Annotated in this window: 25 protein-coding genes and 3 tRNA genes; 16 read left to right on the forward strand and 12 right to left on the reverse strand. The window is 69.4% G+C overall.

Translation table 11 applies throughout. The annotated features are described in order from the left end of the window. Positions 1 to 29 precede the first annotated feature (29 nt). Positions 30 to 1,025 carry an alpha/beta hydrolase gene (locus tag ACFXMV_RS03460; RefSeq protein ID WP_378498676.1) on the forward strand — a complete coding sequence of 332 codons (996 nt, stop codon included), beginning with the start codon at positions 30 to 32 and terminating at the stop codon, positions 1,023 to 1,025. Between the two features lie 23 nt (positions 1,026 to 1,048). Here ACFXMV_RS03460 and hisC read toward each other — a convergent pair whose 3' ends face one another. Continuing rightward, positions 1,049 to 2,140, reverse strand: coding sequence for a histidinol-phosphate transaminase (gene hisC, locus ACFXMV_RS03465; RefSeq protein ID WP_378498675.1), 1,092 nt, complete (start codon positions 2,138 to 2,140; stop codon positions 1,049 to 1,051). Positions 2,141 to 2,254: 114 nt separating this feature from the next. Between hisC and ACFXMV_RS03470 the strand changes: the two genes are divergently transcribed. The 5 genes from ACFXMV_RS03470 (at position 2,255) to ACFXMV_RS03490 (ending at position 5,478) form a co-directional block, all read left to right on the forward strand. Further along, positions 2,255 to 2,983, forward strand: coding sequence for a dienelactone hydrolase family protein (locus ACFXMV_RS03470; protein ID WP_378498674.1), 729 nt, complete (start codon positions 2,255 to 2,257; stop codon positions 2,981 to 2,983). An 84-nt stretch (positions 2,984 to 3,067) separates the two neighbouring features. Continuing rightward, positions 3,068 to 3,159 (forward strand) — tRNA-Ser (locus ACFXMV_RS03475). 35 nt (positions 3,160 to 3,194) lie between these two features. Then, positions 3,195 to 3,267, forward strand: a tRNA-Arg gene (locus ACFXMV_RS03480). 464 nt (positions 3,268 to 3,731) lie between these two features. Next, the gene (locus ACFXMV_RS03485) at positions 3,732 to 4,790 is read left to right on the forward strand and encodes a hypothetical protein (protein ID WP_378498673.1); all 1,059 of its coding nucleotides are present in this window, start codon (positions 3,732 to 3,734) and stop codon (positions 4,788 to 4,790) included. A gap of 76 nt (positions 4,791 to 4,866) precedes the next feature. Further along, complete coding sequence (locus ACFXMV_RS03490) at positions 4,867 to 5,478, forward strand: putative glycolipid-binding domain-containing protein (protein WP_378498672.1); 612 nt, start codon at positions 4,867 to 4,869, stop codon at positions 5,476 to 5,478. Positions 5,479 to 5,506: 28 nt separating this feature from the next. Here ACFXMV_RS03490 and ACFXMV_RS03495 read toward each other — a convergent pair whose 3' ends face one another. Then, positions 5,507 to 6,499, reverse strand: a complete 993-nt coding sequence (locus ACFXMV_RS03495) for a prephenate dehydrogenase (protein WP_378498671.1) — start codon at positions 6,497 to 6,499, stop codon at positions 5,507 to 5,509. A gap of 48 nt (positions 6,500 to 6,547) precedes the next feature. Here ACFXMV_RS03495 and ACFXMV_RS03500 point away from each other — a divergent pair, with 48 nt between their 5' ends. From ACFXMV_RS03500 to ACFXMV_RS03510, 3 genes are all read left to right on the forward strand, one after another. Next, positions 6,548 to 7,087, forward strand: a complete 540-nt coding sequence (locus ACFXMV_RS03500) for a tRNA adenosine deaminase-associated protein (protein WP_378498670.1) — start codon at positions 6,548 to 6,550, stop codon at positions 7,085 to 7,087. Further along, positions 7,088 to 7,561, forward strand: coding sequence for a nucleoside deaminase (locus tag ACFXMV_RS03505; RefSeq protein WP_378498669.1), 474 nt, complete (start codon positions 7,088 to 7,090; stop codon positions 7,559 to 7,561). A 74-nt stretch (positions 7,562 to 7,635) separates the two neighbouring features. After that, positions 7,636 to 7,726: transfer RNA gene (locus ACFXMV_RS03510), tRNA-Ser, on the forward strand. Between the two features lie 74 nt (positions 7,727 to 7,800). Here the strand turns inward: ACFXMV_RS03510 and ACFXMV_RS03515 are convergent. After that, positions 7,801 to 8,385, reverse strand: coding sequence for a TetR/AcrR family transcriptional regulator (locus ACFXMV_RS03515; protein WP_378501623.1), 585 nt, complete (start codon positions 8,383 to 8,385; stop codon positions 7,801 to 7,803). 129 nt (positions 8,386 to 8,514) lie between these two features. On the opposite strand from ACFXMV_RS03515, the gene ACFXMV_RS03520 reads away from it, so the two are divergent. Beyond that, a complete protein-coding gene (locus tag ACFXMV_RS03520; RefSeq protein ID WP_378502573.1) occupies positions 8,515 to 9,198 on the forward strand; it encodes a YceI family protein in 684 nt (227 codons plus the stop codon). Here ACFXMV_RS03520 and ACFXMV_RS03525 read toward each other — a convergent pair. Next, positions 9,179 to 9,571: a hypothetical protein gene (locus ACFXMV_RS03525; RefSeq protein ID WP_378501621.1), complete on the reverse strand. Its 393-nt coding sequence runs from the start codon at positions 9,569 to 9,571 to the stop codon at positions 9,179 to 9,181. The two genes, ACFXMV_RS03520 and ACFXMV_RS03525, sit on opposite strands and share 20 nt — an antisense overlap. A 34-nt stretch (positions 9,572 to 9,605) precedes the next feature. On the opposite strand from ACFXMV_RS03525, the gene ACFXMV_RS03530 reads away from it, so the two are divergent. Beyond that, the gene (locus ACFXMV_RS03530; protein WP_378501620.1) at positions 9,606 to 10,382 is read left to right on the forward strand and encodes a helix-turn-helix domain-containing protein; all 777 of its coding nucleotides are present in this window, start codon (positions 9,606 to 9,608) and stop codon (positions 10,380 to 10,382) included. A gap of 46 nt (positions 10,383 to 10,428) precedes the next feature. On the opposite strand, the gene ACFXMV_RS03535 is transcribed toward ACFXMV_RS03530, so the two are convergent. Beyond that, positions 10,429 to 10,572: a hypothetical protein gene (locus tag ACFXMV_RS03535; RefSeq protein ID WP_378501619.1), complete on the reverse strand. Its 144-nt coding sequence runs from the start codon at positions 10,570 to 10,572 to the stop codon at positions 10,429 to 10,431. A 121-nt stretch (positions 10,573 to 10,693) separates the two neighbouring features. Beyond that, positions 10,694 to 11,593 carry a sterol desaturase family protein gene (locus ACFXMV_RS03540; RefSeq protein WP_378501618.1) on the reverse strand — a complete coding sequence of 300 codons (900 nt, stop codon included), beginning with the start codon at positions 11,591 to 11,593 and terminating at the stop codon, positions 10,694 to 10,696. 91 nt (positions 11,594 to 11,684) lie between these two features. Between ACFXMV_RS03540 and ACFXMV_RS03545 the strand changes: the two genes are divergently transcribed. Further along, positions 11,685 to 12,149: a hypothetical protein gene (locus ACFXMV_RS03545; protein ID WP_378502572.1), complete on the forward strand. Its 465-nt coding sequence runs from the start codon at positions 11,685 to 11,687 to the stop codon at positions 12,147 to 12,149. 79 nt (positions 12,150 to 12,228) lie between these two features. Here the strand turns inward: ACFXMV_RS03545 and ACFXMV_RS03550 are convergent, their stop codons facing one another. The 3 genes from ACFXMV_RS03550 to ACFXMV_RS03560 all read right to left on the reverse strand — a co-directional run bounded on the left by ACFXMV_RS03550 (position 12,229) and on the right by ACFXMV_RS03560 (position 15,920). Beyond that, complete coding sequence (locus tag ACFXMV_RS03550) at positions 12,229 to 14,391, reverse strand: MMPL family transporter (RefSeq protein WP_378502099.1); 2,163 nt, start codon at positions 14,389 to 14,391, stop codon at positions 12,229 to 12,231. Positions 14,392 to 14,543: 152 nt separating this feature from the next. Next, positions 14,544 to 15,749, reverse strand: a complete 1,206-nt coding sequence (locus ACFXMV_RS03555; protein WP_378500597.1) for an LLM class flavin-dependent oxidoreductase — start codon at positions 15,747 to 15,749, stop codon at positions 14,544 to 14,546. A gap of 96 nt (positions 15,750 to 15,845) precedes the next feature. Further along, positions 15,846 to 15,920 carry a putative leader peptide gene (locus tag ACFXMV_RS03560; RefSeq protein WP_378500600.1) on the reverse strand — a complete coding sequence of 25 codons (75 nt, stop codon included), beginning with the start codon at positions 15,918 to 15,920 and terminating at the stop codon, positions 15,846 to 15,848. A 111-nt stretch (positions 15,921 to 16,031) separates the two neighbouring features. Here ACFXMV_RS03560 and ACFXMV_RS03565 point away from each other — a divergent pair, with 111 nt between their 5' ends. The 4 genes from ACFXMV_RS03565 (at position 16,032) to tgt (ending at position 21,496) form a co-directional block, all read left to right on the forward strand. Then, positions 16,032 to 16,487, forward strand: a complete 456-nt coding sequence (locus ACFXMV_RS03565; RefSeq protein WP_378500598.1) for an RrF2 family transcriptional regulator — start codon at positions 16,032 to 16,034, stop codon at positions 16,485 to 16,487. A gap of 63 nt (positions 16,488 to 16,550) precedes the next feature. Continuing rightward, a complete protein-coding gene (locus tag ACFXMV_RS03570) occupies positions 16,551 to 18,284 on the forward strand; it encodes an ABC transporter ATP-binding protein (protein ID WP_378500599.1) in 1,734 nt (577 codons plus the stop codon). A gap of 5 nt (positions 18,285 to 18,289) precedes the next feature. Further along, positions 18,290 to 20,209 (forward strand): ABC transporter ATP-binding protein, encoded by a 1,920-nt coding sequence (locus ACFXMV_RS03575; protein WP_378500601.1) that lies wholly within the window; start codon positions 18,290 to 18,292, stop codon positions 20,207 to 20,209. A 27-nt stretch (positions 20,210 to 20,236) separates the two neighbouring features. Then, positions 20,237 to 21,496 (forward strand): tRNA guanosine(34) transglycosylase Tgt, encoded by a 1,260-nt coding sequence (gene tgt, locus ACFXMV_RS03580; RefSeq protein ID WP_378500602.1) that lies wholly within the window; start codon positions 20,237 to 20,239, stop codon positions 21,494 to 21,496. A 48-nt stretch (positions 21,497 to 21,544) separates the two neighbouring features. On the opposite strand, the gene ACFXMV_RS03585 is transcribed toward tgt, so the two are convergent. From ACFXMV_RS03585 to ACFXMV_RS03595, 3 genes are all read right to left on the reverse strand, one after another. Further along, a complete protein-coding gene (locus ACFXMV_RS03585; protein WP_378502571.1) occupies positions 21,545 to 22,279 on the reverse strand; it encodes a queuosine precursor transporter in 735 nt (244 codons plus the stop codon). A gap of 98 nt (positions 22,280 to 22,377) precedes the next feature. Beyond that, positions 22,378 to 23,415, reverse strand: a complete 1,038-nt coding sequence (locus ACFXMV_RS03590) for a hypothetical protein (RefSeq protein WP_378501504.1) — start codon at positions 23,413 to 23,415, stop codon at positions 22,378 to 22,380. Positions 23,416 to 23,475: 60 nt separating this feature from the next. After that, positions 23,476 to 23,997 (reverse strand): RDD family protein, encoded by a 522-nt coding sequence (locus ACFXMV_RS03595; protein WP_378501503.1) that lies wholly within the window; start codon positions 23,995 to 23,997, stop codon positions 23,476 to 23,478. Positions 23,998 to 24,120 lie beyond the last annotated feature (123 nt).

The raw sequence follows: 24,120 nt of genomic DNA on the forward strand, positions 1-24,120 counted from the left end.
CACCCGTGGGCTCGGGTGAAGGTGGACTCATGAGGTTCGGCGCGGCGTTCGCTGTTTCGGTCGTGCTCACGGGGCTCGTCAGCCCGATGGCGGCGGCGGGCGGCGTCGTCGGCGCCCCGGCCACGCCCGTCGCCACTGTCGATCACGTCACCATGCTCACCGATCAGCGTGCCGCGGTGTTCGTGAACTCGCCCGCGATGGACCGCGTCGTGCAGGTGCAGGTGCTGCTGCCCGCCGGCCGCGATGCGACCCGGCCGACCCTGTACCTGCTCGACGGCGTCGGCGGCGGCGACGAGTCGGACTACGCGGAGAGCACCTGGACGCTGGAGACCGACGCCGTTGACTTCTTCGCGGACAAGGATGTCAACGTGGTGCTGCCGGTCGGCGGCACCGGGAGCTACTACACCGACTGGAAGCAGAGCGACCCGGTCCTCGGCGTCAACCGGTGGGAGACCTTCCTGGCGAAGGAGCTCCCTCCGATCATCGATTCCCGATTCGAGGGCAACGGCGTCAACGCGGTCGCCGGCGTGTCCATGGGCGCGGCGGGCGCGCTGAACCTGATCACCCGCCACCCCGACCTGTACGCCGGGGTCGCGTCGTACAGCGGCTGCGCGGACACCGCCGACACCCCGGAGGCGCAGTTCTCGGTGCGCCGTACGGTCGGGTTCAAGAAGGGCGACGCCACCAACATGTGGGGCCCGGACGGCGACCCCGCCTGGCAAGCCCACAACCCGATGCGCAATGCCGAGGCGCTGCGCGGGAAGGTCGTCTACTCGTCGGTCGGCACCGGAGCGCTGGGGGCGCACGACGACCTGGCCGACCCGGACCTGCCGTTGATCATCGCGCTCGGCGGCTCGCTCGAGGTGGGTGCGCTGCGTTGCACCCAGCAGTTCGACCGACGCCTGCGGGAGCTGAACATCCCCGCCACCTTCGTCTACCGGCCGGACGGCACCCACCGCTGGCGGTACTGGCAGGACGACCTGCACGACTCCTGGCCGACCCTGGAACGCGCGCTCGGACGCTGAGTCCGTCGGGTCACCGCGGTCGCTCAGCCCTGCTGTGACGCCTTCCAGATCGGCAGGCCGGCCCCGACCGCGAAGGCCAGGAATGCGTCGTTCTCGTCGGGATCGCCGATGGTGACTCGCACGCCGTCCCCCACGAAGGGCCGCGTCAGCACCTTCGCGGCGACGCTCGCCTCGCCGAACGTCGTCGACTGCGCGCCGAGCGGAAGCCAGAGGAAGTTGGCCGACGACGGGGGCACGTCGTAGCCGGCCGCGATCAGGGTGTCCCGGACCCGGGTCCGCTCGGCGACCACCTCGTCGGTGCGGGCGAGCAACTCCGCGTCGGCGGCGAGTGAGGCCACCGCGGCGGCCTGGGCGACGCTGCTGACCGCGAAGGGGAGGTGCACCTTGAACAGCGCGGCGATGATCTCAGGGTCGCCGATCCCGTACCCGATCCTCAGCCCGGCCAGGCCATAAGCCTTCGAGAACGTCCGCAGCACAACGACATTCGGTCTGCCCTCGGCCAAGGCCACGCCGTCGGGTGCAGCTTCGGCGCCGTCCTCGGGTCGCACGTACTCGAAGTAGGCCTCGTCCAGCACGACGAGGATGTGGGCGGGCACCGCGTCGAGGAACCGTGCGAGGGCCTCGGCGGCGATCAGGGATCCGGTCGGGTTGTTCGGGTTGCACACGAAGATCAGCCGTGTGCGGTCGGTGATGGCCGCGAGCATGGCGTCGAGGTCGTGCCCGTAGTCCGGGGTCAGCGGGATCTCGACCGGGGTGGCGCCGGCCACCTTGACCACCACGGGGTAGGCCTCGAACGAGCGCCACGCATAGATCACCTCATCGCCCGGCCCGGCGGTCGCCTGCACCAGTTCGAGGCAGAGGCCCACCGATCCGCAGCCGGTGGTGATTCGGTCCACGCTCACGCCGAGCTTGGCGGCCAGCGCCTCGCGCACGGCGACGGAGCCGTTGTCCGGGTAGCGATTCGCGCTCGCGGCGGCCTCGGCGATCGCGTTCATCACGCTGGGCAGCGGACCGGCGGTGGTCTCGTTGCTGGCCAGTTTGATAGCGCCGGGAAAGCTGCGTCCGGGCACGTAGGGCGCGATTCCGGAGAGGTCGGGGCGGGTGCGAACGGTCATGGATGGAGATTACGCGCCGCGCCCCGCCGGGCGGGGCGGGTGTGCTGAACACGAAGCCGGGTACCCGAAAAAGAATCTTGAACGGGTGGGCCGTGGGCGTGCCAAGGTATACGTATGTCGGGAATCTTCACAGACAGCGCGGCACTGCGCGCACTGGGGGAGCATCCGGACGAGCCTCCCGTCCGCGTTCCCGTGACGGCCGTCGAACCGGACGGACCCGCCCGGGGCGGCATCGTGGTCCTGCACGAGTCGCGGGAGTTCACCGACGCCCTGCTCGATCTCATGCGTTCGCTCGCGGCCGAGGGATGGCTGACGGTGGCGCCGCACCTGTTCCACCGCGAACCGCTGCACAGCACCGGAGAGGTGTTCGGCGACACCCTGTTCGCCGACTTCGACGCGGCGTTCGACTGGCTCACCGCGCGCGGCGTCTACGCGGACTGCGTCGGGGTGCTCGGATTCGACGACGCGGGGACGGCCGCTCTGCTCGTCGCGACGACCAGGCCGGTGGGGGCGGCGGTCAGCGTGTCGGCGCGCGGCATCGTCGAGTCGCTCGGAGAGGGTGCGCCGGCGCTGGTGGACGCGGCCCCTGGCCTGCTGGCGCCGTGGCTGGGGCTGTACGGGGAGGACGACCCGGGCGCCCCGCCCGAGCACGTCGAGCGACTGCGGGAGGCGATCGCGCGCGCCGACGTCGCGACCCTCGTGGTCAGCTACAGCGGCCTGGAGCATCGCGCGGACGAGCCGCCGGAGTTTCCGGCGGACGGGGACGACAACGATCCGGCGGCGCAGGCGATGATGGACGCGCAGCGCCGGATCTTCGACTGGTTCGACGGCAATCTGCGCTAGAAATCGATTTGACCAGTCGTTTTGCCCTTAACGCCGTGCCTGTGTAACCTTTCCATCCGGCGGTTCCGAAAGGACCTGAGCCTAGGAAGCGTGCCAGAGCGGCCGAATGGGACTCACTGCTAATGAGTTGTCCTCCTCAAAGGGGACCGGAGGTTCAAATCCTCTCGCTTCCGCCACGCTGGTGCACGTAGGCCAGCACAACTGAAGACATGCGCCCGTAGCTCAACGGATAGAGCACTTGACTACGGATCAAGAGGTTAGGGGTTCGAATCCCTTCGGGCGCACAGAGAAACACCCCCCGCGGCGACGCGGGGGGTGTTTTGGTTTCGGCGCCGCGCACGGGTTCGGGCTGGGTTCCGGTCGTGACTTCACACACCGATTCGCGGGAGCGCACAGCGCTTGCCTTTGGGCGCGGAAAGCAAAACCTGTGTGCCACCTGTGGACGAGCGACCAGTCGGGCTGGGGATCGACCGTCTCCGACCCCTGTGCCGGCGCTCTGTCCACAGCCCTGTGGACAGAGAACGGGCAGTTCCAGGCTAATTACATCGATGTAATCCACAGATTCGTCCACATTGTCCACAGTCCGCCATCGGGTGTTAACAGGATTAGTCCACAGCTGTGGACAAACCGCGATCGCGCCTCACGGGGTGACGACCGCGAAGCGTGCCGGTGGGGCTCGGTGAGAAGCCGGGACGGACCGCGGCCGGTTGGGGGACACTGAGGAGCACGTCCGGAAGGGAACGCAGCGATGACCCTGGCGTCTTCTCTGATCGGTCAGTCCGAGACCGGGCGTGCCCGGCGCAGGCCGGTGATGCTCCGCGACGCCCAGGCCAGCGCCCTGGTGGAGGCCTTCGTCATCATCGGGGTGCTGACGATCCTGATCACCCGTGCCTATCTGCACCTCACCGGCTACCCACAGGTCGGCGGCGCGACGCTGCACGTCGCGCACGTGCTGTGGGGCGGACTGCTGATGGTCGTCGCCCTGGTCGTGGTGTTCTCGTTCCTCGGCCTGCGGCCGCGGCTGCTCGCGGTCGTGTTGGGCGGCATCGGATTCGGGCTCTTCCTCGACGAGGTCGGCAAGTTCGTCACCAAGACCAACGACTACTTCTATCGTCCCGCCGTCGCGATCATGTACGTCGTCGTCGTGCTGCTGCTGTTGCTCAACCGGTGGTTGCACGACGCCAGGCCGCCGAGCGTGGCGGAGGACATCAGCAACGCCGCCGCCATCGCGGTGGACGGCCTGATCCGCGGGCTGCGGCCGAGCCGCAGGGAGCTCGCCGCGGCGCAGCTGCACCGCGCCGAGGTGGCGGGCGCCGACCGGACCGCGATCGCGGACATCGGGGACCTGCTCGCGCGCTGCGACCCCCGCGACCCCGGCCGGTTCGGGGGAGTGCGGGCCTGGGGCTCCCGGCGGATCCCGGTCGCGCTGAGCAGCCGCGCCGCCGTCGGGGTGGCCGCGTTCGTGCTGGTGTTCTTCTCGACGACCGGGCTGATCAACGCCATCGCCACCCTGGCAGCCGATCTCGAGAACGAGGCAGGCACGATCACCACCCTCGGCCAGCTCGCCGGGACCGCCGTGGCCTGCGTGCTGAGCTGGGTCGGCGTCGCCCGGCTCCGCAACGGCAAGGTGTGGCCCCTGCAGTTCCTGCGGGCGGCGGCACTGGTCACGGTGCTGCTGACGCAGGTGTTCGACTTCGTCGCACAGGAATTCGGAGCGCTGCTCAACGTGGTGGTCGGGTTGTTCGCCCTTGCGGTGATGTCGGCCAGGATCGCGGTGCTCGACCGGCGCGCAGCGGAGGCCGCGTGAGTGCTCGGCGCGCGGCGACCACGCCGGGTTCGACGCCACCAGTGCCAGGCGGCGTCACGTCGCTTACCGTAAGCAGGTGACCAATCCAGCTCATGGTGCCGAGGCCGCGTCAGCGGCCGCCGAATCGGCCTGGCCGGCGGTGCTCACCTGGCGGGCGCACACCGCTCCTCGGATGGAGTCGGTTCGTGTTCAGCTCGTCGGCAACCGGATCAAGGCGGCAGGCCGGATCATCGGTGGCCAGTGCGCAGAGCACCCCGCCTTCAGCGCGTCATACGACCTCGTCACGGACGAGAACGGGGTGACGCGCAGGCTCTCGCTGCGGACCAGTCTGGCGTCAGGGGAGCGGCAGGTCTCGATCAGTCGGGACTCGCAGGGCAACTGGATGGTCGAGGACGGCACCAACCCCAAGCGCTCCACCTTCGGCGGCGCGCTGGACGTGGACGTGGTGCTCAGCCCGTTCTTCAACACCCTGCCGATCCGTCGGTTCGGCATGCACACGGGCTCCGAGGACATCCAGGTCCCGGTCGTCTACGTCTACCTGCCCGACCTGAGCGTGCAGGAGGCGAGCCTGACCTACAGCAGCGGCGCGGACGGCATCCATGTCCTCTCGCCGGTGTCGAGCTCCTCGGTCACCATCGACCGCGACGGCTTCATCCTCGACTACCAGGGCCTGGCCGAGCGGATCTAGGCGCGCCTGCGGCGCCTGTGCGCGTGTTTCACCCCAACCGGGGTACAACTCGCGCACGGTTCCGGAGCACGCCTCCGCGTCGGCCGGCGTCGCGCATCCGCTCCACCCAGCCGTCCTCGCCGACCGCGACGTCGGTGATCTCCCAGCGGTCCACGCTCTCGTAGCGCTGCCGCGCGGCGTACCCGGCCGTCACCAGGGCCTCGGTGCTGCCACTGTCCGCGAGGGCGGCGCGGGCCTCGGTGAGCAGCCGCAGCGCCTCGTCCAGCGCGACGGTGAGCGCGCCAGCGTTCGCCTCGCACATCGCGCGCACCAGGTCCGGCGCGGTGCCCGCCACCCGGGTGCCGTCACGGAACGAGCCAGCCGCCAGCCCCAGCGCGAGGTCGCCGCCCGACGCCGCGACCGCCGCGAGCGCCTCCGCCAGCAGGTGCGGCAGGTGCGAGATGCGGGCGGCCGCCGCGTCGTGCTCGTCCGCGGCGGCGGGCACCACCACCGAGCCGCAGTCCACGGCCAGCGCGGCCACCTGACCCCACACCCCGGGGTCGACGCCGTGGTCGGTGCCGACCACCCACACCGCGTCCCGGAAGAGGGCGACGTCGCCCGCCGCCCAGCCGGACTGGGAGGTCCCCGCCATCGGATGCCCCCCGACGAACCGTGTGCCGAGGCCGTGCGCGCGCACCGCGTCCAGAACCGCCCGCTTCACGCTCACCACGTCGGTCAGTGCGCAATCGGGTGCGTGCGCGGCGACCTGGGTGAGCACGGCGTCGAGGGCGGGCACGGGCACCGCGACGACGATCAGCGCGCCCGACCGCTGCGCCCGTCGCAGCACCGCCTCGAGGTCCGTGTCGGCGTCGTATCCGTCGGCGCGGGCGTCCTCGACGGCGCCTGCGGAGCGGTTGTAGCCCCAGGCCGTCCGGCCCGCCGCGACCGCGGCCCGCAACACCGATCCGCCGATCAGTCCGAGTCCCAGAACGCACACCGGCGGGTCAGTCGCTTCAGCAGACACCCGGATAGGTTGGCACATTTGCCTGCGGACTTCATTTACCGGCGCCCGGCGGACTACGGTGACGGCATGGCTGCTCAGCGCGCGGGTGACAACAGCGCCCCCTCGGACCAGTTCGAGGATCTCGATGGCTTCGGCGTCGCGGTGGTCCTCGACGACGGCAAGTGGAAGTGCACGGCACTCACCTCCGCCGCGTTGAACAGCCTCGAGGCGGCGGAGACCGAGCTGCGCGAGATGCGTAGCTCCGGCGCCGTGTTCGGTCTGCTCGACATCGACGACGAGTTCTTCGTCATCCTCCGCCCGGCGCCGACGGGCACCCGGCTGCTGCTCTCGGACGCCACCGCGGCGCTCGACTACGACATCGCCTCCGACGTGCTCGACGCGCTCAACGTCGAGACCCCGGACCTCGACCCCGACGAGATCGACGACGTCGAGCCGTGGGAGGAGGGCGACCTCAGCCTGCTGGCGGATCTCGGCCTGCCGGAGCCGGTGCTCGGGGTGATCCTCGCGGAGACCGAGCTGTACCCGGACGAGCAGCTGGGCATGATCGCGCAGCGGCTCGGGTTCGCCACCGAGCTGTCCTCGGTGCTCGACACCCTGCCCCGGTAGATGTCGCTGCCCAGCGGGGCGAGGGACCGCGACGAGGCGATGGTCCGGGCGGCGATCGACGCCGCGGCCGCCGCCGACACCGCCGACGTCCCGGTCGGCGCGGTGGTCTTCGACGCGAACGGTGTCGAGCTCGCCCGGGCCGCGAACGCCCGCGAGGCCAACGCCGACCCGACCGCCCACGCCGAGATCCTGGCGCTGCGCGCGGCGGCTCTGGTCCATGGCGACGGTTGGCGGCTGGAGGGCGCGACGCTGGCGGTGACCCTCGAGCCGTGCACGATGTGCGCGGGGGCGCTGGTGCTGGCCCGGATCGAGAAGGTCGTGTTCGGGGCGTGGGAGCCCAAGACCGGGGCCGTCGGGTCGCTGTGGGACGTGGTCCGCGACCGCAGGCTCACCCATCGCCCGCAGGTCCGCGGCGGCGTGCTGGAGGGCGAGTGCGCTGCCCTGCTGGAGGGCTTCTTCCGCGGGCAGCGCTGATCCCCGGCCCGGGTCGGAGTGGGCGCTGGACGCCCGATTTAGCGCCAGGCCCGGAGTCGGGTAAAGTCACCGGCGGTGGCGTGTCCGAGCGGCCTAAGGAGCACGCCTCGAAAGCGTGTGACGGGTAACCCCCGTCCGAGGGTTCAAATCCCTCCGCCACCGCCACGAAGACCCCCGACCGGATTCCGGTCGGGGGTCTTCCGCATTTGTGACCTCGGGCGCGCTGAACGCGGCCGCGACTACCGCTGGGCCCCGTCGACCACCGAATCGATCAGCCCGCCCAGTTCGGCGGCGACCCGGTCGAGGGCCTGGACACTGTGCTGCGCCTTGGCCACGAGCAGGGCGCCCTCGATGGCGGTGATGGCCGTGGTCGCCAGGGACTCGGCACGGGCCGCCGGGACGCCGCGCTGCTCGAGCGCCGCCGCGATGGTGCCCTCCCAGGACGTGAAGGTCTCGCCCGCGACCTCCCGTGCCGCCGGGAAGTCCCCGCCTTCCAGGGCGCCCGCGACCACCGGGCAGCCCGACCGGAAGTCCGAGTCGAGCAGCCGTTGGCGGAAGCCACCGATGATCAGCGCCAGCATCTCGGACGGCTCGCCCTGCTCGAGGCTCGACGCGATGAGCGTTCCCATCAGGGTGCCCGCCGTCCGGGTGGCCTCCTCCGCGAGCTGGGTCTTGCCGCCGGGGAAGTGGTGGTAGATCGACCCGCGCGGTGCGTCGGCGCGCTCGATGACGTCGGCGAAGGACGTCGCGTCGATGCCACGCTCGCGGAAGAGGGTGATCGCGCTCGTCAGCATCCGGTCGCGGGCGGTGGGTAGGTGATTCATGTGCGGTTCTCCCTAGCTGCCTATGTCGGTCAGCATAGTTCGGCGGCCGCGCCGGGCGGAGTCGCCGACCTGAGTGAGCCCCAGAGGGAGCACCCCGATTTCCTTGAAGCGTCAACTAGGCTGACGATCATGTCCAAACTGCGGTGGATCCTGCTCGGAGTGCTCGCGCTGGTGGTGGCCCTGGCGGCCGGGCCGTGGGTGTACGGCAACTGGATCGCCGAGGACGACGCCCCCGCCGCCGCGGTGTCCACCGAAGGCGCCACGCCCGCGACCGGGGACATCAACGGGCAGTGGTCGGTCGACCCCGGGACCGCGCCGAATCAGAGTGCCGCCGGCTACACGGTGCACGAGATCCTCAACGGCGCCAGCGTCACCGTGGTCGGCTCGACCGGCGAGGTCAGCGGCTCGGCCACCGTCGAGGCCGACAAGCTGACGGCGGCCGAGATCACCGTGCAGGTCGCGTCGATCACCACCGACAACACCCGTCGCGACGGGCAGTTCACCGGGAATGTCATGTCGGCGAGCAACTTCCCGACGGCGACGTTCACCCTCGACGGCCCCGTCGATCTGTCCGGCCTGCCCCTCGACGGCACCACTGCGACCGTCACCGCGACCGGGACGCTCACGCTCAAGGGCGCCGCGCGGCCGGTGGCCGTCGACCTCGAGGTGCTGCGGTCGGGCGAATCGCTGATCGCCTCGGGGGGCATCCCGGTGACGTGGACGGACTTCGGCGTGCAACCCCCGTCGCTGGGGTTCGTCACGGTCGACGGATCCGGAACCGTCGACTTCCTGGTCAGCCTGCGGCGGGACTGAGCGCGCTCGCCTCGAGCCCGACGGCCAGCGCCAGCGCCGCGAGCGCGGCGACGTCCACCGCACGCACCCGCGACGACTGCGGGTTCGTCTGTCCCACCGCCGTGGTCAGCGCGACGTAGCTGCCCATGCTCGTCGCGGCGGCGGCCACGGTGGGGACGCGGATCGACGGCACGAACGCGCCTGCCAGGAGCCCGCCGCCGACGAGGGCCAGCAGCGCCGCCCGGTGGCGCAGCAGCAGTTCCAGGTCGGCGCCGACGACCCGCACGCCGTAGAGCGATTCGACCCGCGACGCCGAGAAGGCCGCCGCGCCGGGCGCCAGGTTGACCAGTCCGACCCCGACCAGCAGTCCCCGCGCGATCCGCTTGGCCCACATGGTTGCCCCTTCCGTCCGTGGTTGTTGTGTCAGCATGGCGGTTGTGGACAGGCGGCCGCTTCCAGAAACGTGCGCAGTACCCACGCTGTGGGTGTGGTGCGGCCACGCCGCCTATCTCGGCCCGTCGCTGCGCCTGGATCCCCACTCGACGGCCGTCTACTGCCTCGCGGTCGGCGTGGATGCGCCGCTGATCCTCCGAGTCGAGGGGAGTGCTGACGTGACGCTCCGATCGGTGCTCGTCCCGCCGCGGACCACGCACCAGATCGTTTCGGCCGGACGGCGAATGTTGTTCTGTTACTTCGATCCCGGCTCGGCGCTCGCCAGAGGGTGCCTCGGCCGGATGATGTCGACGGCGGACGGGTTCGGGATCGGGCACCGGTCGGAATCGGAGTTGGTCGAGCTCTGCAATGCCCCGGTCCCCGACGCCCGGCGGATCATGGACGCGGCGGCGGGCCCGGTCCGCGGTCCGGTCGACGAGCGGATCGGCGGGGTGATCCGGACGATCCGCGCGCAACCCGCGGCGGCGGTCACCGCGGTGGAATTCGCCCGGGACGCGCACCTGTCGACGCCGTACTTCCTCCGACTGTTCGCCGCCGAGACCGGCACCAGTTTTCGGCGGTACCGGCTGTGGGCTCGGATGCTGCACGTCGCGGCGGCTGTGGCGAAGGGATCGGACCTCACCCGCGCCGCCGTCGACGCAGGCTTCGCGACCCCCTCGCATTTCAGCGACGCATTCCATCGGATGTTCGGGCTGACTGCGACCGCCCTGCTGGGCGGCGGGGTCGAGATCGTGGTCGAGGGCGGCAGCTGACGGCATCCTCCGCGCGAGACCCGTTATGCAGGAAAACTTTCCATGTTCACAGGTGTGCGATACCCAAGAAGAGGGACGGGCCGAGCCTGTTGAGATCGCCGAAGAGCTGGGCGGGCGGCTCGAGGCCGGGTCCGAAGTACAGGCCGGGCGGCTCGAGGCCGGGTCCGAACAGCAAGCCGAGAGGGGACATTGGCGCGTTCCTTTCGAAGGGCGGTCGGGAGGACCGGAGTTCGGTGTCGGTGCGAACCCAATCCTGAGCCCCGGACCCCCTGGAGGGAATCACCACCAGGGTGGAAACTCGTCACCGGTCGCTACGGAGTCCACCCCGGCGGCCCGAACACGTACCCCAGCCGCTCCCGCCACGACCCCGCGGCCCGCACGTCGCGGCCGATGGCGGCGTACTCGTGCCCCTGCAGCGTGAGGATGTTGTGCGTGCGCACCGGAGTGGTGAGACCGTAGGTGGGGCGGTGTGTTTCGGGTGTGAAGGTGCCGAACATGCGGTCCCAGATGATCAGGATGCCTGCGTAGTTCTTGTCGAGGTACTCGGGATCGCAGCCGTGATGCACCCGGTGGTGTGACGGCGTGTTGAACACCAGCTCGATCGGCCGGGGCAACAGGTCCACCCGCTCGGTGTGCACGAAGAACTGGTAGACCAGATTCACAGAGAACCCGACGAACACCATCCACGGCGGTATCCCGATGAGCGGCAACGGGATCCACATCAGGATCTCGCCGCTGTTGTTCCATTTCTGGCGCAGCGCGGTCGCGAAGTTGAAGTACTCGCTGGAATGGTGAGCCTGGTGGGTGGCCCACACGATCCGGGAGCGGTGCGCGATCCGGTGGTACCAGTAGAACAACAGGTCGACGCCGACGATCAGGATCACCCAGGTGTACCAGGCGTCGACCGGCAGATGCCACGGCGCCAGGTACGCGTAGATCGCCGCGTAGCCGACCAGGGCGAGGGCCTTCCACGCCGCGCTGGTCAGGATGGACACCAGGCCCATCGAGATGCTGGTCCGCGCGTCCACGGCGTCGTAGCCGCCGCGCGGCGGATGTGCCCGCCCGTCCGGCCCGACTTCGGTACCGGCGAGGAACCGGGCGGCCGCCCATTCCAGGGCGAGGAGCAGGGCAAAGAACGGAATGGCGAACGCGACCGGGTCACGCAGCGGCCCCGGCAGCGAGTTCCACAATTCCGGCAGAGATTCCCACATGTACTGCAGTCTGACCGGTGATCGGGTGCCGTGTCACCGGAAGCTCACCCCCCGTGATGCGGGCGACGACATTTGCATCCACAATGACCGGGTGAAACGCACTGTGACCGCCCTTGCACTCGGGGCCACTCTCCTCCTTGCCGGCTGCAGCTCCGAGGACACCTCGTCCGCGGCCGAGGCCTCCGACGCTCCCGCCGCCACCTGCCCCGGCGACGCGAGCGCCGACGATCCCACCGCGACCGTGATCGCGAAGTCCGCGGCGTTGCCCGCGGGCGTCACCGTCGACGGTGCCGTCACCAAGCTGAACAGTGGGCAGAACCCGGCGACCGTTGACCTCACCGTTCGGGTCTGCGCGAGCGACCTCGACGGCGACGCGCTAAAGGACACCGCCACCGCGATCGCCGTGACCATCAAGCCGTCGCTGCTCGGATCCATGATCGGCGTGCTGACCGTCACGGAGGTCGGGGGAGACACCGTCCACACGATCGACTTCCAGGCCGAGAACTGGGATCCGGCGCAGCAGGCCGACAGCCGCCGGGCCGCCTGGGCAAGCTAGCTCCTTCGACAACGAGCAGGGCCCGCCCCTCCGCGGTGACGGAAAGGGCGGGCCCTGAGTTGTTCCCGGCTCGGCGGGGTCAGACCCGCACAGGCTCCAGGTCCTCGTCGGGGCGGCCGTGTTCGACGACGGCGTCACCATGCCCCGGCCACCAGGCCTTGTGGCCGAGCAGCGCGGTGATCGCGGGCACCAGGAACATCGACATCACGAAGGACGAGAGCAGGATGCCCAGCGCCACCGCGAAGCCCATCTCGGTCATGAAGGCGATCCCGGACAGCAGCATCGAGCCGAAGGTGCCTGCCAGGATGATGCCGGCCGCGCCCACCGACGGACCGCCGTGCTCGATGCCCAGTCGGGCTGCCTCCCTTGGGCTTCGGCCCTCGCGCGCCTCCTCGCGGAGCCGGGCGATCATCAGGATGTTGTAGTCCGTTCCGATCGCCACCACGAACAGGTACAGCATTATCGGCAGCGAGAACGAGATGCCCGGCCGATCGCCGACCACGGTGAACAGGAACGTGGTCGCGCCCATCGTGGAAAAGAACACCAGCACCACCGATGCCATCAGGTAGATCGGCGCCACCAGCGAGCGCAGCAGCAGCGCGAGGATCAGCGCGATCAGCACGCCCGCCACCGGGAAGATCACCGACAGGTCCCGGTTGTTCGCGTCGCGGATGTCCGTGAACGCCGCGGTCGGCCCGCCGACCAGTACCTCGACGCCCTCGGGCGCGGCGGCGTGCGCGGCCTCGCGCAGTGGGTCGATCGCGTCGAGCGCCTCGTTGGACTGCGGGCTGTACTCCAGCAGCAGGTTGATCTGCGCGGTGCTGCCGTCCTCGGAGATGAGTCCGAGGCCGCCCTGCTCGTTCGCCGGCATGGCGCCGCCGATGCCAGGGGAGGTGGCCAGCTCCTGCGCCACCCGCTCCACCTCGGCCGGGTCCAGCGGGGTGCCGTTCGTGGAGTTCAGGTAGACCAGCGTCGGGTTCAACGCGCCCGCCGGGAACCCGGACTGCAGATCGTTGATGCCGCGCGCCGATTCCGTCGTCGACGGCAGCTGGCCGAGCTGGTCGTAGTCCGTCTTGAAGCCGAACATGCCCAGCGCCATCACGACCAGCAGTCCGCCGGAGACCAGCGCGACCACGCCCGGTCGGCGGCCGGTGAACGCGCCGAGCCTGGCGAAGACGGTGCCCTTGGGCTCCTTCTGCCACGACTTCGACGGCCAGAACACCTTGGTGCCGATCAGCGACACGATGGCGGGGATCAGCGTGAGCGAGGCGAGCGCCATGATTCCGACGCCGATCGCGAGGCCGGGGCCGAGGCTGCGGAACGCACCGAAGATCGCGAGCAGCAGCGCGCAGAACGCGACGATGATCGCGCCCGCCGCGGAGGCGATGACCTCGCCGACCCGCTCGACCGCGTGGATCAGCGCGGCGGTCTTCTCCTCGCCAGCGCGCAGCCGCTCCCGGAACCGGAACAGCAGGAACAGGATGTAGTCGGTGCCCACGCCGAACAGGACGACGGTCAGGATGATCTGCAGCGACTGGTCGACCTGCAGGCCGGTGCCCTTCGCGACCAGGGCGATGATGCCGGGCGCGATGGACGAGACGATGCCGACCGAGACGATCGGTAGCAGAGCCGCGATGGGGCTGCGGTAGATGATCAGCAGCAGGCCGATGATCAGCAGCACCGTGACGATGCCGATGATCGCCTCGGCGTTCTTGAACGCCTCCTCGTTGTCGACCATCAGCGCGGCGTCACCGGTGACGGACATGCGGAGCCCGCTGCCGTCCAGGGTCTCGCCGCCGATCTTGCGGATCTCCTTGACCGCCTCACCGACCGGCTTCTCGTCGGGAAGGCCCTGGAGCCCGACGCTGACGAGCTGGACTTCCTTGTTCTCGGCGAGTGCCTGCGGTCCCGTCTCGGCTCCGACGACCCGGTCGATGCCGGTCGAGTTGATCGTGCCGGCGAGGCCCTCGATCTTGGTCTGGTCCTCCGCCGAGAGCGGCTGCCCGTCCTCGCGCTTGATCACGATGGTCGCCGTGGCGTCCTCGGTCTTCCCGAACTGATCCTCCGCGAGGTGCTGTGCCTCGATGGATTCATAAGTGTCCGGAAGGAATCCCGACTGCTCCTTGTTGAGCACATCGCTCAGCGTGGGCGCGAATGCCACCACCGCAATGGCGGCGACGATCCACGCCGCAATGATTTTCCATGGATTGTGAACGACGAACTTAGCGAGTTTCTCGAACATGTGCCCCTCCGCACTTCGATACAGCTCTTCCCTACCCTTCGGGGTCACACTACCGATGGCGTCGGACGCCCGCCGTGCGCGACCTCGTCTCCGGAGGGTTAGGTGGTCGCGCATGGCCCGAATGTTGTTTCCCCGCAGCGGTATCGGGTCTCCTATCGCCGGGTGGTGGGGCCGACGTTCGCGGAAACCGTCGCGGCCGGGGATCCCTCGACTGTGAGTGATTCGTACCCCAGCCGGGGTGCAACGCGCGCACGGGCGGCGGAGCCGCGGAGCAGTCCGCGGCGGGCCAGGATCGGCCGCACGCCCTCGCCGAACCAGTACGCCTCCTCCAGGTGCGGGTATCCGGACAGCACGAACTCCTCCAGCCCAAGGGAGTGGTACTCCTCGATCCGGTCGGCGACCTCCTCGTGGCTGCCGACCAGCGCCGTGCCCGCCCCGCCGCGGACCAGCCCGACGCCTGCCCACAGGTTCGGGGAGATCTCCAGCGACGCGGTGCTGCCGCCGTGCAGGGCGGCCATCCGCCGCTGTCCCTCCGACTCGGACCGGGCGAATCGGGCGCTGGCCTCGGCGATCGCGTCGGGATCCAGACCGGCGAGCATCGTGTCCGCGACGGCCCACGCCTCGCGCGAGGTGTCGCGGGTGATCACGTGCAGCCGGATGCCGAATCGGATTGTGCGCCCGGCCCGTTCGGCGTGCTCGCGCACGGCGGCGATCTTCTTCGCGACCTGCGCGGGCGGTTCGCCCCAGGTGAGGTAGACGTCGGCATGTGCAGCGGCGACCGGCAGCGCGGCGGGGGAGGAGCCGCCGAAGTAGATGGGCGGCACCGGGTTCGGTGGCGCGGAGGTGGTGGCGCCGACCAGCTTGTAGTGCTCGCCGTCGAAGTCGAACGGGGCCTCGCCCCACGACCCGCGCAGGGCCTGCAGGAATTCGGCGGTGCGGGCGTAGCGCTGGTCCTTGGTCAGCCAGTCGCCGTAGCGCTGCTGCTCCTCGGAGTCGCCGCCGGTCACGACGTTGAGCAACAGGCGCCCGCCGGACAGGCGCTGGTAGCTGGCGGCCATCTGCGCGGCCAGCGTCGGCGAGATGACCCCGGGCCGGAACGCGACCAGGAACTTGAGCCGTTCGGTCAGCGGGATCAACGCGGCGGTGGTGAGCCAGGCGTCCTCGCAGTGCGTCCCGGTGGGGGTGAGCACGCCCGTGAACCCGGCCTGCTCGGCGGCGCGGGCGACCTGCGTCAGGTATTCGAGTGTGGGGGCGCGGTTCCCGGCGGTCCGGGGGTCGGCGGTGGACGAGTTCGAGTTGTCCACGATGCCGCGGCCGTCGCCGGCGGTGGGCAGGAACCAGTGCAGATCGACGCTCATGAAGGTGCTCCGGGATGTCAGTGCGGCGGGCGCGCGCCTGCCGAATCGACCGGCCTGCGGGGCCTGGTCGTGGGGTGGGGTGTGCGGGGCGGACCGCTACCGACAGAGCGCGGCGGCAACGCGCAGGAGGTCGACGTGGCGTCGCACCGTGAGCGCAGGGTTGCCGGACATGCGGTCCAGGCTGGCAGTGGTCGGCTGGGCCTGTCAACTGCGCTTGCCCGATTCCATACCGCAGTGGTAGGAATCAAGCGCCGGACGGACCGGTCAGGCGAGGGGGCAGCCGTGCACATCACCGCGAAGGTGGACTACGCCGTGCGCACCCTGGTCGAGCTGGCCGCGGCGGGCGAGGCCCCCGCGAAGGCGGAGTACCTCGCGAACGCCCAGTCGATCCCGCACAAGTTCCTGGAGGCGGTCCTCGGCGACCTGAGGCGGGCCGGGATGGTGCACAGCAGGCGCGGGCCGGACGGCGGGTACTGGCTGGCCCGGCCTGCTGCCGAGATCACCGTCGCCGACGTGATCCGCGCGGTGGAGGGCCCGCTCGCCTCGGTGCGCGGCCAGCGCCCAGAAGAGGTGCACTACGACGGGCCGGCCGCGCCGCTGCTCGACGTGTGGATCGCGGTGCGGGTGAACCTGCGGGCGGTCCTCGAGGGGGTCAGCATCGCCGACATCGCAGGCGGCCGGTTGCCCGGATTCGTCGATCGGCTCACCGCCGACCCGCAGGCCTGGCAGAGGCGCTGAGCTGCGGGTTCGCCTGGGTGTAATCGGCGGGGTCGCGGCGGCCGATTGGTAGCCTCGAAGTCTATGTTGTACTCACTGCTGCGCACCTACCTACGCCCATACGCGGGTGACCTGGCGGGTGTCGTTGCGCTCCAGTTGATCTCGACCCTGACCTCGCTGTATCTGCCGAGCCTGAACGCCGAGATCATCGACGACGGCGTCGCCAAGGGCGATACCGGCGTGGTGCTCTCCACCGGCGGCACCATGCTGCTGATCACCTGCCTGCAGGTCGCGTGCAGCATCGGCGCGGTGTTCTTCGGCGCCCGCGCCGCGATGGGCATGGGCCGCGACCTGCGCGCGGGCGTGGTGCACAAGGTCGGTGAGTTCTCCGCCCGCGAGGTCGGGTACTTCGGGGCGCCCTCGCTGATCACCCGCAGCACGAACGACGTCCAGCAGATCCAGATGGTGGTGGTGATCAGCTGCACCATCCTGGTGGCGGCCCCGATCATGGGCATCGGGGGCATCGTGATGTCGATCCGCGAGTCGCAGGGCCTGGCCTGGGTGCTCGCCGTCGCGGTGCCGCTGCTGGGACTGGCGATGTACCTGGTGATCTCGAAGATGGTGCCGCAGTTCCGGCTGATGCAGACCAGGATCGACGCCATCAACCGGGTGCTGCGCGAACAGATCACCGGGATCCGGGTGGTGCGGGCGTTCGTCCGCGAACCGCATGAGGTGCGGCGCTTCGGCGCGGCCAACGAGGACCTGGCGGGCACCGCCTTGCGGGTCGGCAAGCTGATGGCGCTGATGCTCCCGATGGTGATGCTCATCGCGAACGTCACCAGCGTCGCCGTGCTCTGGCTCGGCGGCCACCTCATCGACGGCGGCACCATGCAGATCGGGTCGCTGACCGCGGTCCTGTCCTACATCATGCAGATCCTGATGGCGGTGATGATGGTGACCGTGATCGCCGTGATCCTGCCGCGCGCCTCGGTGTGCGCCGAGCGGCTCACCGAGGTCCTCGACACCGCGCCGTCGGTGCAGAGCTCACCCAAGCCGCTCGCGAGCTGGCGCGAGCGCGGCATCGTCGAGATGCGCGGGGCGACCTTCGCCTTCCCCGGCGCCGAGGCGCCGGTGCTCCGGAACGTCAGCTTCCTGGCCGAGCCCGGCATGACCACCGCCATCATCGGTGGCACCGGATCGGGAAAGTCGACCCTGCTGAACCTGATCCCACGGCTGATCGACGTCACCGGCGGCGAGGTCCGCGTCGGGGCCGCCGACGTCCGGCTCATCGACCCCGACCGGCTGCGCGCCTCCATCGGCCTGGTGCCGCAGAAGCCGTACCTGTTCTCCGGGACGGTGGCCAGCAACCTGCGATACGGCAGGCCGGACGCGACCGACGCCCAACTGTGGCGATGTCTGGAGATCGCGCAGGCAGCCGACTTCGTCCGGGCCATGCCGGAGGGCCTCGAGTCACCGATCGCGCAGGGCGGCACCACCGTCTCCGGTGGTCAACGGCAGCGGTTGGCGATCGCCCGGGCCCTGGTCCGGGAGCCGGAGATCTACCTGTTCGACGACTCGTTCTCCGCGCTGGACCTGAGCACCGACGCCCGGCTGCGGGCGGCGTTGGCGCCGGTCACCCGGGACGCCTGCGTGATCGTCGTCGCGCAGCGGGTCTCGACGATCATCGAGGCCGACCAGATCATCGTGCTCGAGGACGGCGCCATCGTCGGGATCGGCACGCACGCCGAGCTGGTCGACCGCTGCCCGACGTATGCGGAGATCGTCTCCTCCCAGCTCGCCGCGCAGGCGGCGTCGTGAGCGCGATGCGCGGCCCGATGGCCGCCGCCGCGGGCCCGCCCTCGAAGAAGCCGATGGACTTCGGCCCGTCCGCGAAGCGTCTGCTGCGGCGCCTGGCACCGGACAAGTTCGCGGTCGGGCTGGTGCTCGCCCTCGCGGCGATGAGCGTGGTGCTCAGCGTCATCGCCCCGAAGATCCTCGGGCACGCCACCAACATCATCTTCGACGGCGTCGTCGGCAGGCAGCTGCCCGACGGGCTCACCAAGGACCAGGCCGTCGACGGGCTGCGGGCGCAGGGCCAGGACACCTTCGCGGACATGGTGTCCTCGATGGACGTCGTGCCCGGCGTCGGGATCGACTTCGGCGCACTTGGCCGGGTGCTCGTCGTCGTGCTGGCGATCTACCTGGCGGCCTCGCTGTTCAGCTGGGTGCAGGGCTACGTGCTCAACATCGTGGTGCAGCGCACCATCATGCGCCTGCGCGGGGACGTGGAGGCGAAGATCCACCGGCTGCCGCTGCGCTACTTCGACACCCACGCCCGCGGTGACCTGCTCAGCCGCGTCACCAACGACATCGACAACGTCGCCCAGACCGTCCAGCAGACGATCAGCCAGCTGCTGACGTCGGTGCTCTCGGTGATCGGCATCCTGGCCATGATGCTGTGGATCTCGCCGCTGCTGGCGCTGGTCGCGGTGGCCACCGTGCCGCTGTCGGTGCTGGCGACCACGCTGATCGCGAAGCGGTCGCAGAAACACTTCGTGGCCCAGTGGACCACCACCGGGGCACTGAACGCGCAGATCGAGGAGGCCTTCACCGGCCACGAGCTGGTGACCGCGTTCGGCCGCCAACGCGAGGTCGGGGCTGCCTTCGACGAGAAGAACGAGCAGCTCTACCAGTCCGGGTTCAAGGCCCAGTTCATCTCGGGCCTGGTGATGCCTGCGATCAACTTCCTCGGCAACCTCAACTACGTGGCCGTCGCGGTGGTCGGCGGCATGCGGGTGGCATCGGGCTCGATGAGCCTGGGCGACGTGCAGGCCTTCATCCAGTACTCGCGCCAGTTCACCCAGCCGCTCACCCAGATCGGCGCCATGACGAACCTGATGCAGTCCGGTGTCGCCTCCGCCGAGCGGGTCTTCGCGCTGCTCGACGAGGACGAGCAGTCGCCGGACCCGGTGTCGCCGGACACGCCGTGGTTCCGGAACGGCCGCGTCGAGTTCGAGGGGGTGTCCTTCCGCTACAAGGAGGATCAGCCGCTCATCGAGGATCTGTCGCTGATCGCCGAGCCGGGACACATGGTGGCGATCGTCGGCCCGACCGGGGCGGGCAAGACCACCCTGGTCAACCTGATCATGCGGTTCTACGAGGTGGATTCGGGCCGAATCAGCCTGGACGGCACGGACATCACCACTATGACGCGCGACGACCTGCGTTCGCGCATCGGGATGGTGCTGCAGGACACCTGGCTGTTCGGCGGCACCATCCGGGAGAACATCGCCTACGGGCATCCCGACGCCACCGAGGCGCAGATCCGCGAGGCGGCGCGGATGAGCTACGTGGACCGCTTCGTGCACTCGCTGCCCGCCGGGTACGACACCGTCATCGACGAGGAGGGCGGCAACGTCAGCGCGGGCGAGAAGCAGCTCATCACGATCGCGCGGGCCTTCCTGTCCCAGCCGTCGATCCTGATCCTCGACGAGGCCACCAGTTCGGTGGACACCCGCACCGAACTGCTCGTCCAGCACGCCACCGCCGCGCTGCGCAGCGACCGGACGAGTTTCGTCATCGCGCACCGTCTCTCGACCATCCGCGACGCGCACCTGATCGTGGTGATGGAGGAGGGGCACATCGTCGAGCAGGGCACCCACGAGGATCTGCTCGGCCGTCGCGGCGCGTACTTCGACCTGTACAACAGCCAGTTCGTCGGACCGGCCGAGGCCGCGGTGTGAGCGGGCTGATTGGATGAGTTCGTGAGCCTGGATGATCCCGTGACCGTGCCGACCCCGCCTGAGCCCTTCTTCAGCGTGGGCACCCGGCTGCCGGGTCAGCTCGGCCGCACCGGCACCATCCACACCCCGCACGGTGAGATCGCGACCCCGGCGTTCATTGCGGTCGGCACCAACGCCACCGTCAAGGCGGTGCTGCCGGAGACGATGAAAGAGCTTGGTACGCAGGCGGTCCTGGCCAACGCGTACCACCTGTATCTGCAGCCGGGACCGGACATCGTGGACGAGGTGGGGGGCCTGGGCCGGTTCATGAACTGGCCGGGGCCCACGTTCACCGACAGCGGCGGCTTCCAGGTGATGTCGCTCGGCGTCGGCTTCAAGAAGGTGCTCTCGATGGACTCCGTCGGGGTGCAGTCCGACGACGTGATCGCGGTCGGCAAGGAGCGCCTCGCGCACGTCGACGACGACGGGGTCACCTTCAAGTCGCACCGGGACGGGTCCCGGCACCGGTTCACGCCGGAGATCTCGATGAGCATCCAGCACCAGCTCGGCGCCGACATCATCTTCGCGTTCGACGAGCTGACCACCCTGTTCAACACCCGTGGCTACCAAGAAGAGTCGGTGCAGCGCACCCAGGCCTGGGCGGTGCGGTGCATCGCCGAGCACGAGCGGCTGACCGCCGAGCGCAGCCACCGTCCGTACCAGGCGCTGTTCGGCGTCGTGCAGGGCGCGCAGTACGAGGACCTGCGCAGGCAGGCGTGCCGGGGCCTGGAGTCGATCGTCGGCGAGACCGGCCGCGGATTCGACGGCTACGGGATCGGCGGGGCGCTGGAAAAGCAGAATCTCGGCACCATCGTGCGGTGGTGCAACGAGGAGCTGCCCGAGCACAAGCCGCGGCACCTGCTGGGCATCAGCGAGCCGGACGACCTCTTCGTGGCCGTCGAGAACGGGGCGGACACCTTCGACTGCGTGAATCCGTCCCGGGTGGCGCGAAATGCCGCGATTTACACGACCACCGGTCGGTTCAACATCAACACGAGCCGATTCCGGCGCGATTACAACCCGATCGACGACGACTGTGACTGCTACACCTGCAAGAACTATTCGCGGGCGTATCTGCACCACCTGTTCAAATCCAAAGAAATGCTGTCGTCGACGCTCGCGACCATTCACAACGAGCGATTCACCATCCGGCTGGTGGACCGGATCCGGGAGAGCATCGACGGCGGCTACTTCGACGACCTGAAGGCGCAGACGCTCGGGCGGTTCTACGCCACCAGCCGCGTCTGACCTCCCTCTTGCCATTCGGGAGCTGGCTGGGGGAAACGGCCGGTGAGGTCAGGCCGCGATCACGTACGTCGGTTCCCGCTTCTTGACGTAGGCGATGGCGCGGTAGGTGACCGGCATGACCAGCACCTCGATCAGGGTCTTCCAGAGGAAGCCGACGATCAGGTAATTGAAGAAGTCGTCCCAGGTGCTGATCCCGATCGCGCCCGCCGCGATGGCGCAGAAGATCAGGGTGTCGGCGAACTCGCCGACGACGGTCGACCCGATCAGCCGCGCCCACAGGTGCTTCTCCTTGGTGCGTTCCTTGATGGTCACCATCACCAGCGAGTTCAGCAACTGGCCGACGAGGTATCCGGCCAGGCCGGCGAGCAGCAGCCGGGGATAGACGCCGACCACGGCCTCGAGCGCCGCCTGGTTGACGTAGAAGTCCGCGGACGGCAGCTGGAGCAGCAGCCAGAAGCAGGCGGACGCCAGGATCATGGCCCCGAATCCCAGGTAGATGGCCCGGCGGGTGGCCTTGAAGCCGTACACCTCGCTGAGCACGTCGCCGAGGATGTACGCCATCGGGAAGAGGAAGAACCCGCCGTCGGTGATGATCGGCAGGATCTGCAGCGGGCCGATGCTGAGATCGGCATCCGCGAAGAAGGCCACCCCCTTGGTGGCGCAGATATTGGAGATCAGCAGCACGGCGGTGAAGAGCGCCACGATGGTGGGGTAGTAGCCGCGACTGACGTGGGCGAACGTCGCGTGCTCTGGACTCTTCTCGGCGTGCTCTGACACTGTCACGACGCCATCCAAGCACCAGAACGCCGCAGGGCGCGACCTCGACCCTGTCGGGAGGAGTTCGCGCCCTGCGGTGGGTGCGGTGTGTCCGGTTGCCCGGATCAGGGGGCGATCGGGCCCCTGACCACCACGCGGTACGCGTAGGTGGAGGCGATGACGGTGACCGGGATGGTCACCAGCAGGCCGAGGCCGCACAGCAGCGCGCCGACGATGTTGATGCCGACCAGGGCCAGCGCGAGCAGCAGCAGCGGGCCGACGTTCTGCGAGATGGCGCTGAAGCTCGACTTGATGGCGGTGATCGCGTCCTGGTTCTGGTCGATCACGAACTGCAGCGTCCACCAGGTCAGGAACACGATGATCAGGCCCGGGATGATCAGCAGCACGAAGCCGATCGCGGAGAGAACACCGACGATGATGCTGGCGAGGACGATCGCGCCGACGTTGTTGAACTGGAAGAACGAACCGATCGCCGGCTTGTTGCCGTCCACCTCGTGCAGGGCACCCCGGATCATCGCGGCCTGGATGAGGTAGCCAACGACGGTGGTGACGATGGTGCCGATGATGCTCCACACAGTGAAGGTCTCGGACAAGTCGGTCGAGGTGTTCCCGAAGATCAGGCTCAGCACCACCTGGATGACCGCGGCGATCAGCACGATGCCGATCCAGATGCCGGCGTTCGCCTTGAACTTGTTCCAGGCGTAGCCGAGCGCGTCGCCGACCGTGAGCTGCGGGGTGCCGCCGGGGCCGCCGAAGCCGGGGGCCGAGAACGCGTCCGCACCGTAGCCGGGCGGCGGGGGGTAGCCGCCGCCCGCGCCGTAGCCGGGGGGCGGGGGGTAGCCGCCTGGCATGTTGGGGGCACCGCCCTGCTGGAATCCGGGCGGGGGCGGGTAGCCGCCGGGCTGCGGGGCGCCCTGCTGCGGGTATCCGGGCTGCGGCGGCGGGTAACCGCCGGGGGTGCCGCCTGGCGGGGGCGGGTAACCACCGGGAGGGGGTGGGTAGCCGCCGGGCTGGGGAGCGCCGCCCTGCTGCGGGTATCCGGGCGGGGGCGGGTAGCCCCCGGCAGGCGGATTCTGCGGCGGAATCGGGTTCTCCGGAGTGCCCTCGTTGCCAGGCTGGCCGGGCGGCGGGTTTTCGCTCACAGTCGTCCTTCTGTTGTGCGGTTGAGTTGTTGTGTTTCCGAAACCGGGAACTGCGGGTGATCAGCCCCTGACGACCTGGGTTCCGCCCGCCAGTTCGTCGTGCTTGCCCTGCTTGGTTGGGCTCGAATTGATGGTGACCGCGATCACGATGACGGCGATTAGGCTCAGGATCCCGCCGACGAACGGGATGACGTTGAGCAGGTTGAACGCCTCGCGGATCGAGGCCTGCTGCGGGGTCGGGTTGCCGCCGCCAGGACCGCGCACGCTCAGCCCCAGCATCTTCTTTCCCGGGGTCCAGCCCCTGAGGTCGAAGACCACGAAGTACGCGAACGTCAAGATGCCGGAGATCAGTCCGCTGACGGTGATGTTGTCGGTCGCGCCGAAGGCGATCAGCAGGATCCAGGTGACGATTCCGACGAGGATGTAGTCGATGAGGCGGGCACCGAAACGAAGGCCGAGGCTGCCGGGCTCGGTACCACCGGGAAATGCGCTCGCTGCGCCCAGGTCGTTGAATTGCGGCGGGGTCGGGTAGGACGGCTCGCCTGGCTGGTTCTGGTTCTGATCAAATCCACCGGTGGTCATGTGTTCCCCTCGGATACGGTCTGATTGCTGCCATTTAACGGTGCTTGCCATTCAACAGTGCCTAGTGACCCTACGTGCGTTCCCCATTCCCCGGTACCCTGTCGTTCGCCGAATCGGTTTCGA

This window comes from Rhodococcus sp. NPDC059179, assembly GCF_042754885.1.
Lineage (GTDB): Bacteria > Actinomycetota > Actinomycetes > Mycobacteriales > Mycobacteriaceae > Rhodococcus_G.

Coding starts and splice junctions, on each gene's coding strand:
- ACFXMV_RS03515 (WP_378501623.1), bottom strand. CDS start 8,385: ATGAATCACCTACCCACCGCCCGCGACCGGATGCTGACGAGCGCGATC.
- ACFXMV_RS03595 (WP_378501503.1), bottom strand. CDS start 23,997: ATGACCACCGGTGGATTTGATCAGAACCAGAACCAGCCAGGCGAGCCG.
- ACFXMV_RS03575 (WP_378500601.1), top strand. CDS start 18,290: ATGCGCGGCCCGATGGCCGCCGCCGCGGGCCCGCCCTCGAAGAAGCCG.
- ACFXMV_RS03520 (WP_378502573.1), top strand. CDS start 8,515: ATGTCCAAACTGCGGTGGATCCTGCTCGGAGTGCTCGCGCTGGTGGTG.
- ACFXMV_RS03500 (WP_378498670.1), top strand. CDS start 6,548: ATGGCTGCTCAGCGCGCGGGTGACAACAGCGCCCCCTCGGACCAGTTC.
- ACFXMV_RS03485 (WP_378498673.1), top strand. CDS start 3,732: ATGACCCTGGCGTCTTCTCTGATCGGTCAGTCCGAGACCGGGCGTGCC.
- ACFXMV_RS03460 (WP_378498676.1), top strand. CDS start 30: ATGAGGTTCGGCGCGGCGTTCGCTGTTTCGGTCGTGCTCACGGGGCTC.
- ACFXMV_RS03570 (WP_378500599.1), top strand. CDS start 16,551: ATGTTGTACTCACTGCTGCGCACCTACCTACGCCCATACGCGGGTGAC.
- ACFXMV_RS03470 (WP_378498674.1), top strand. CDS start 2,255: ATGTCGGGAATCTTCACAGACAGCGCGGCACTGCGCGCACTGGGGGAG.
- ACFXMV_RS03525 (WP_378501621.1), bottom strand. CDS start 9,571: ATGTGGGCCAAGCGGATCGCGCGGGGACTGCTGGTCGGGGTCGGACTG.
- ACFXMV_RS03535 (WP_378501619.1), bottom strand. CDS start 10,572: ATGTCCCCTCTCGGCTTGCTGTTCGGACCCGGCCTCGAGCCGCCCGGC.
- ACFXMV_RS03550 (WP_378502099.1), bottom strand. CDS start 14,391: ATGTTCGAGAAACTCGCTAAGTTCGTCGTTCACAATCCATGGAAAATC.
- ACFXMV_RS03495 (WP_378498671.1), bottom strand. CDS start 6,499: ATGTGCCAACCTATCCGGGTGTCTGCTGAAGCGACTGACCCGCCGGTG.
- ACFXMV_RS03555 (WP_378500597.1), bottom strand. CDS start 15,749: ATGAGCGTCGATCTGCACTGGTTCCTGCCCACCGCCGGCGACGGCCGC.
- ACFXMV_RS03505 (WP_378498669.1), top strand. CDS start 7,088: ATGTCGCTGCCCAGCGGGGCGAGGGACCGCGACGAGGCGATGGTCCGG.
- ACFXMV_RS03530 (WP_378501620.1), top strand. CDS start 9,606: ATGGCGGTTGTGGACAGGCGGCCGCTTCCAGAAACGTGCGCAGTACCC.
- hisC (WP_378498675.1), bottom strand. CDS start 2,140: ATGACCGTTCGCACCCGCCCCGACCTCTCCGGAATCGCGCCCTACGTG.
- ACFXMV_RS03540 (WP_378501618.1), bottom strand. CDS start 11,593: ATGTGGGAATCTCTGCCGGAATTGTGGAACTCGCTGCCGGGGCCGCTG.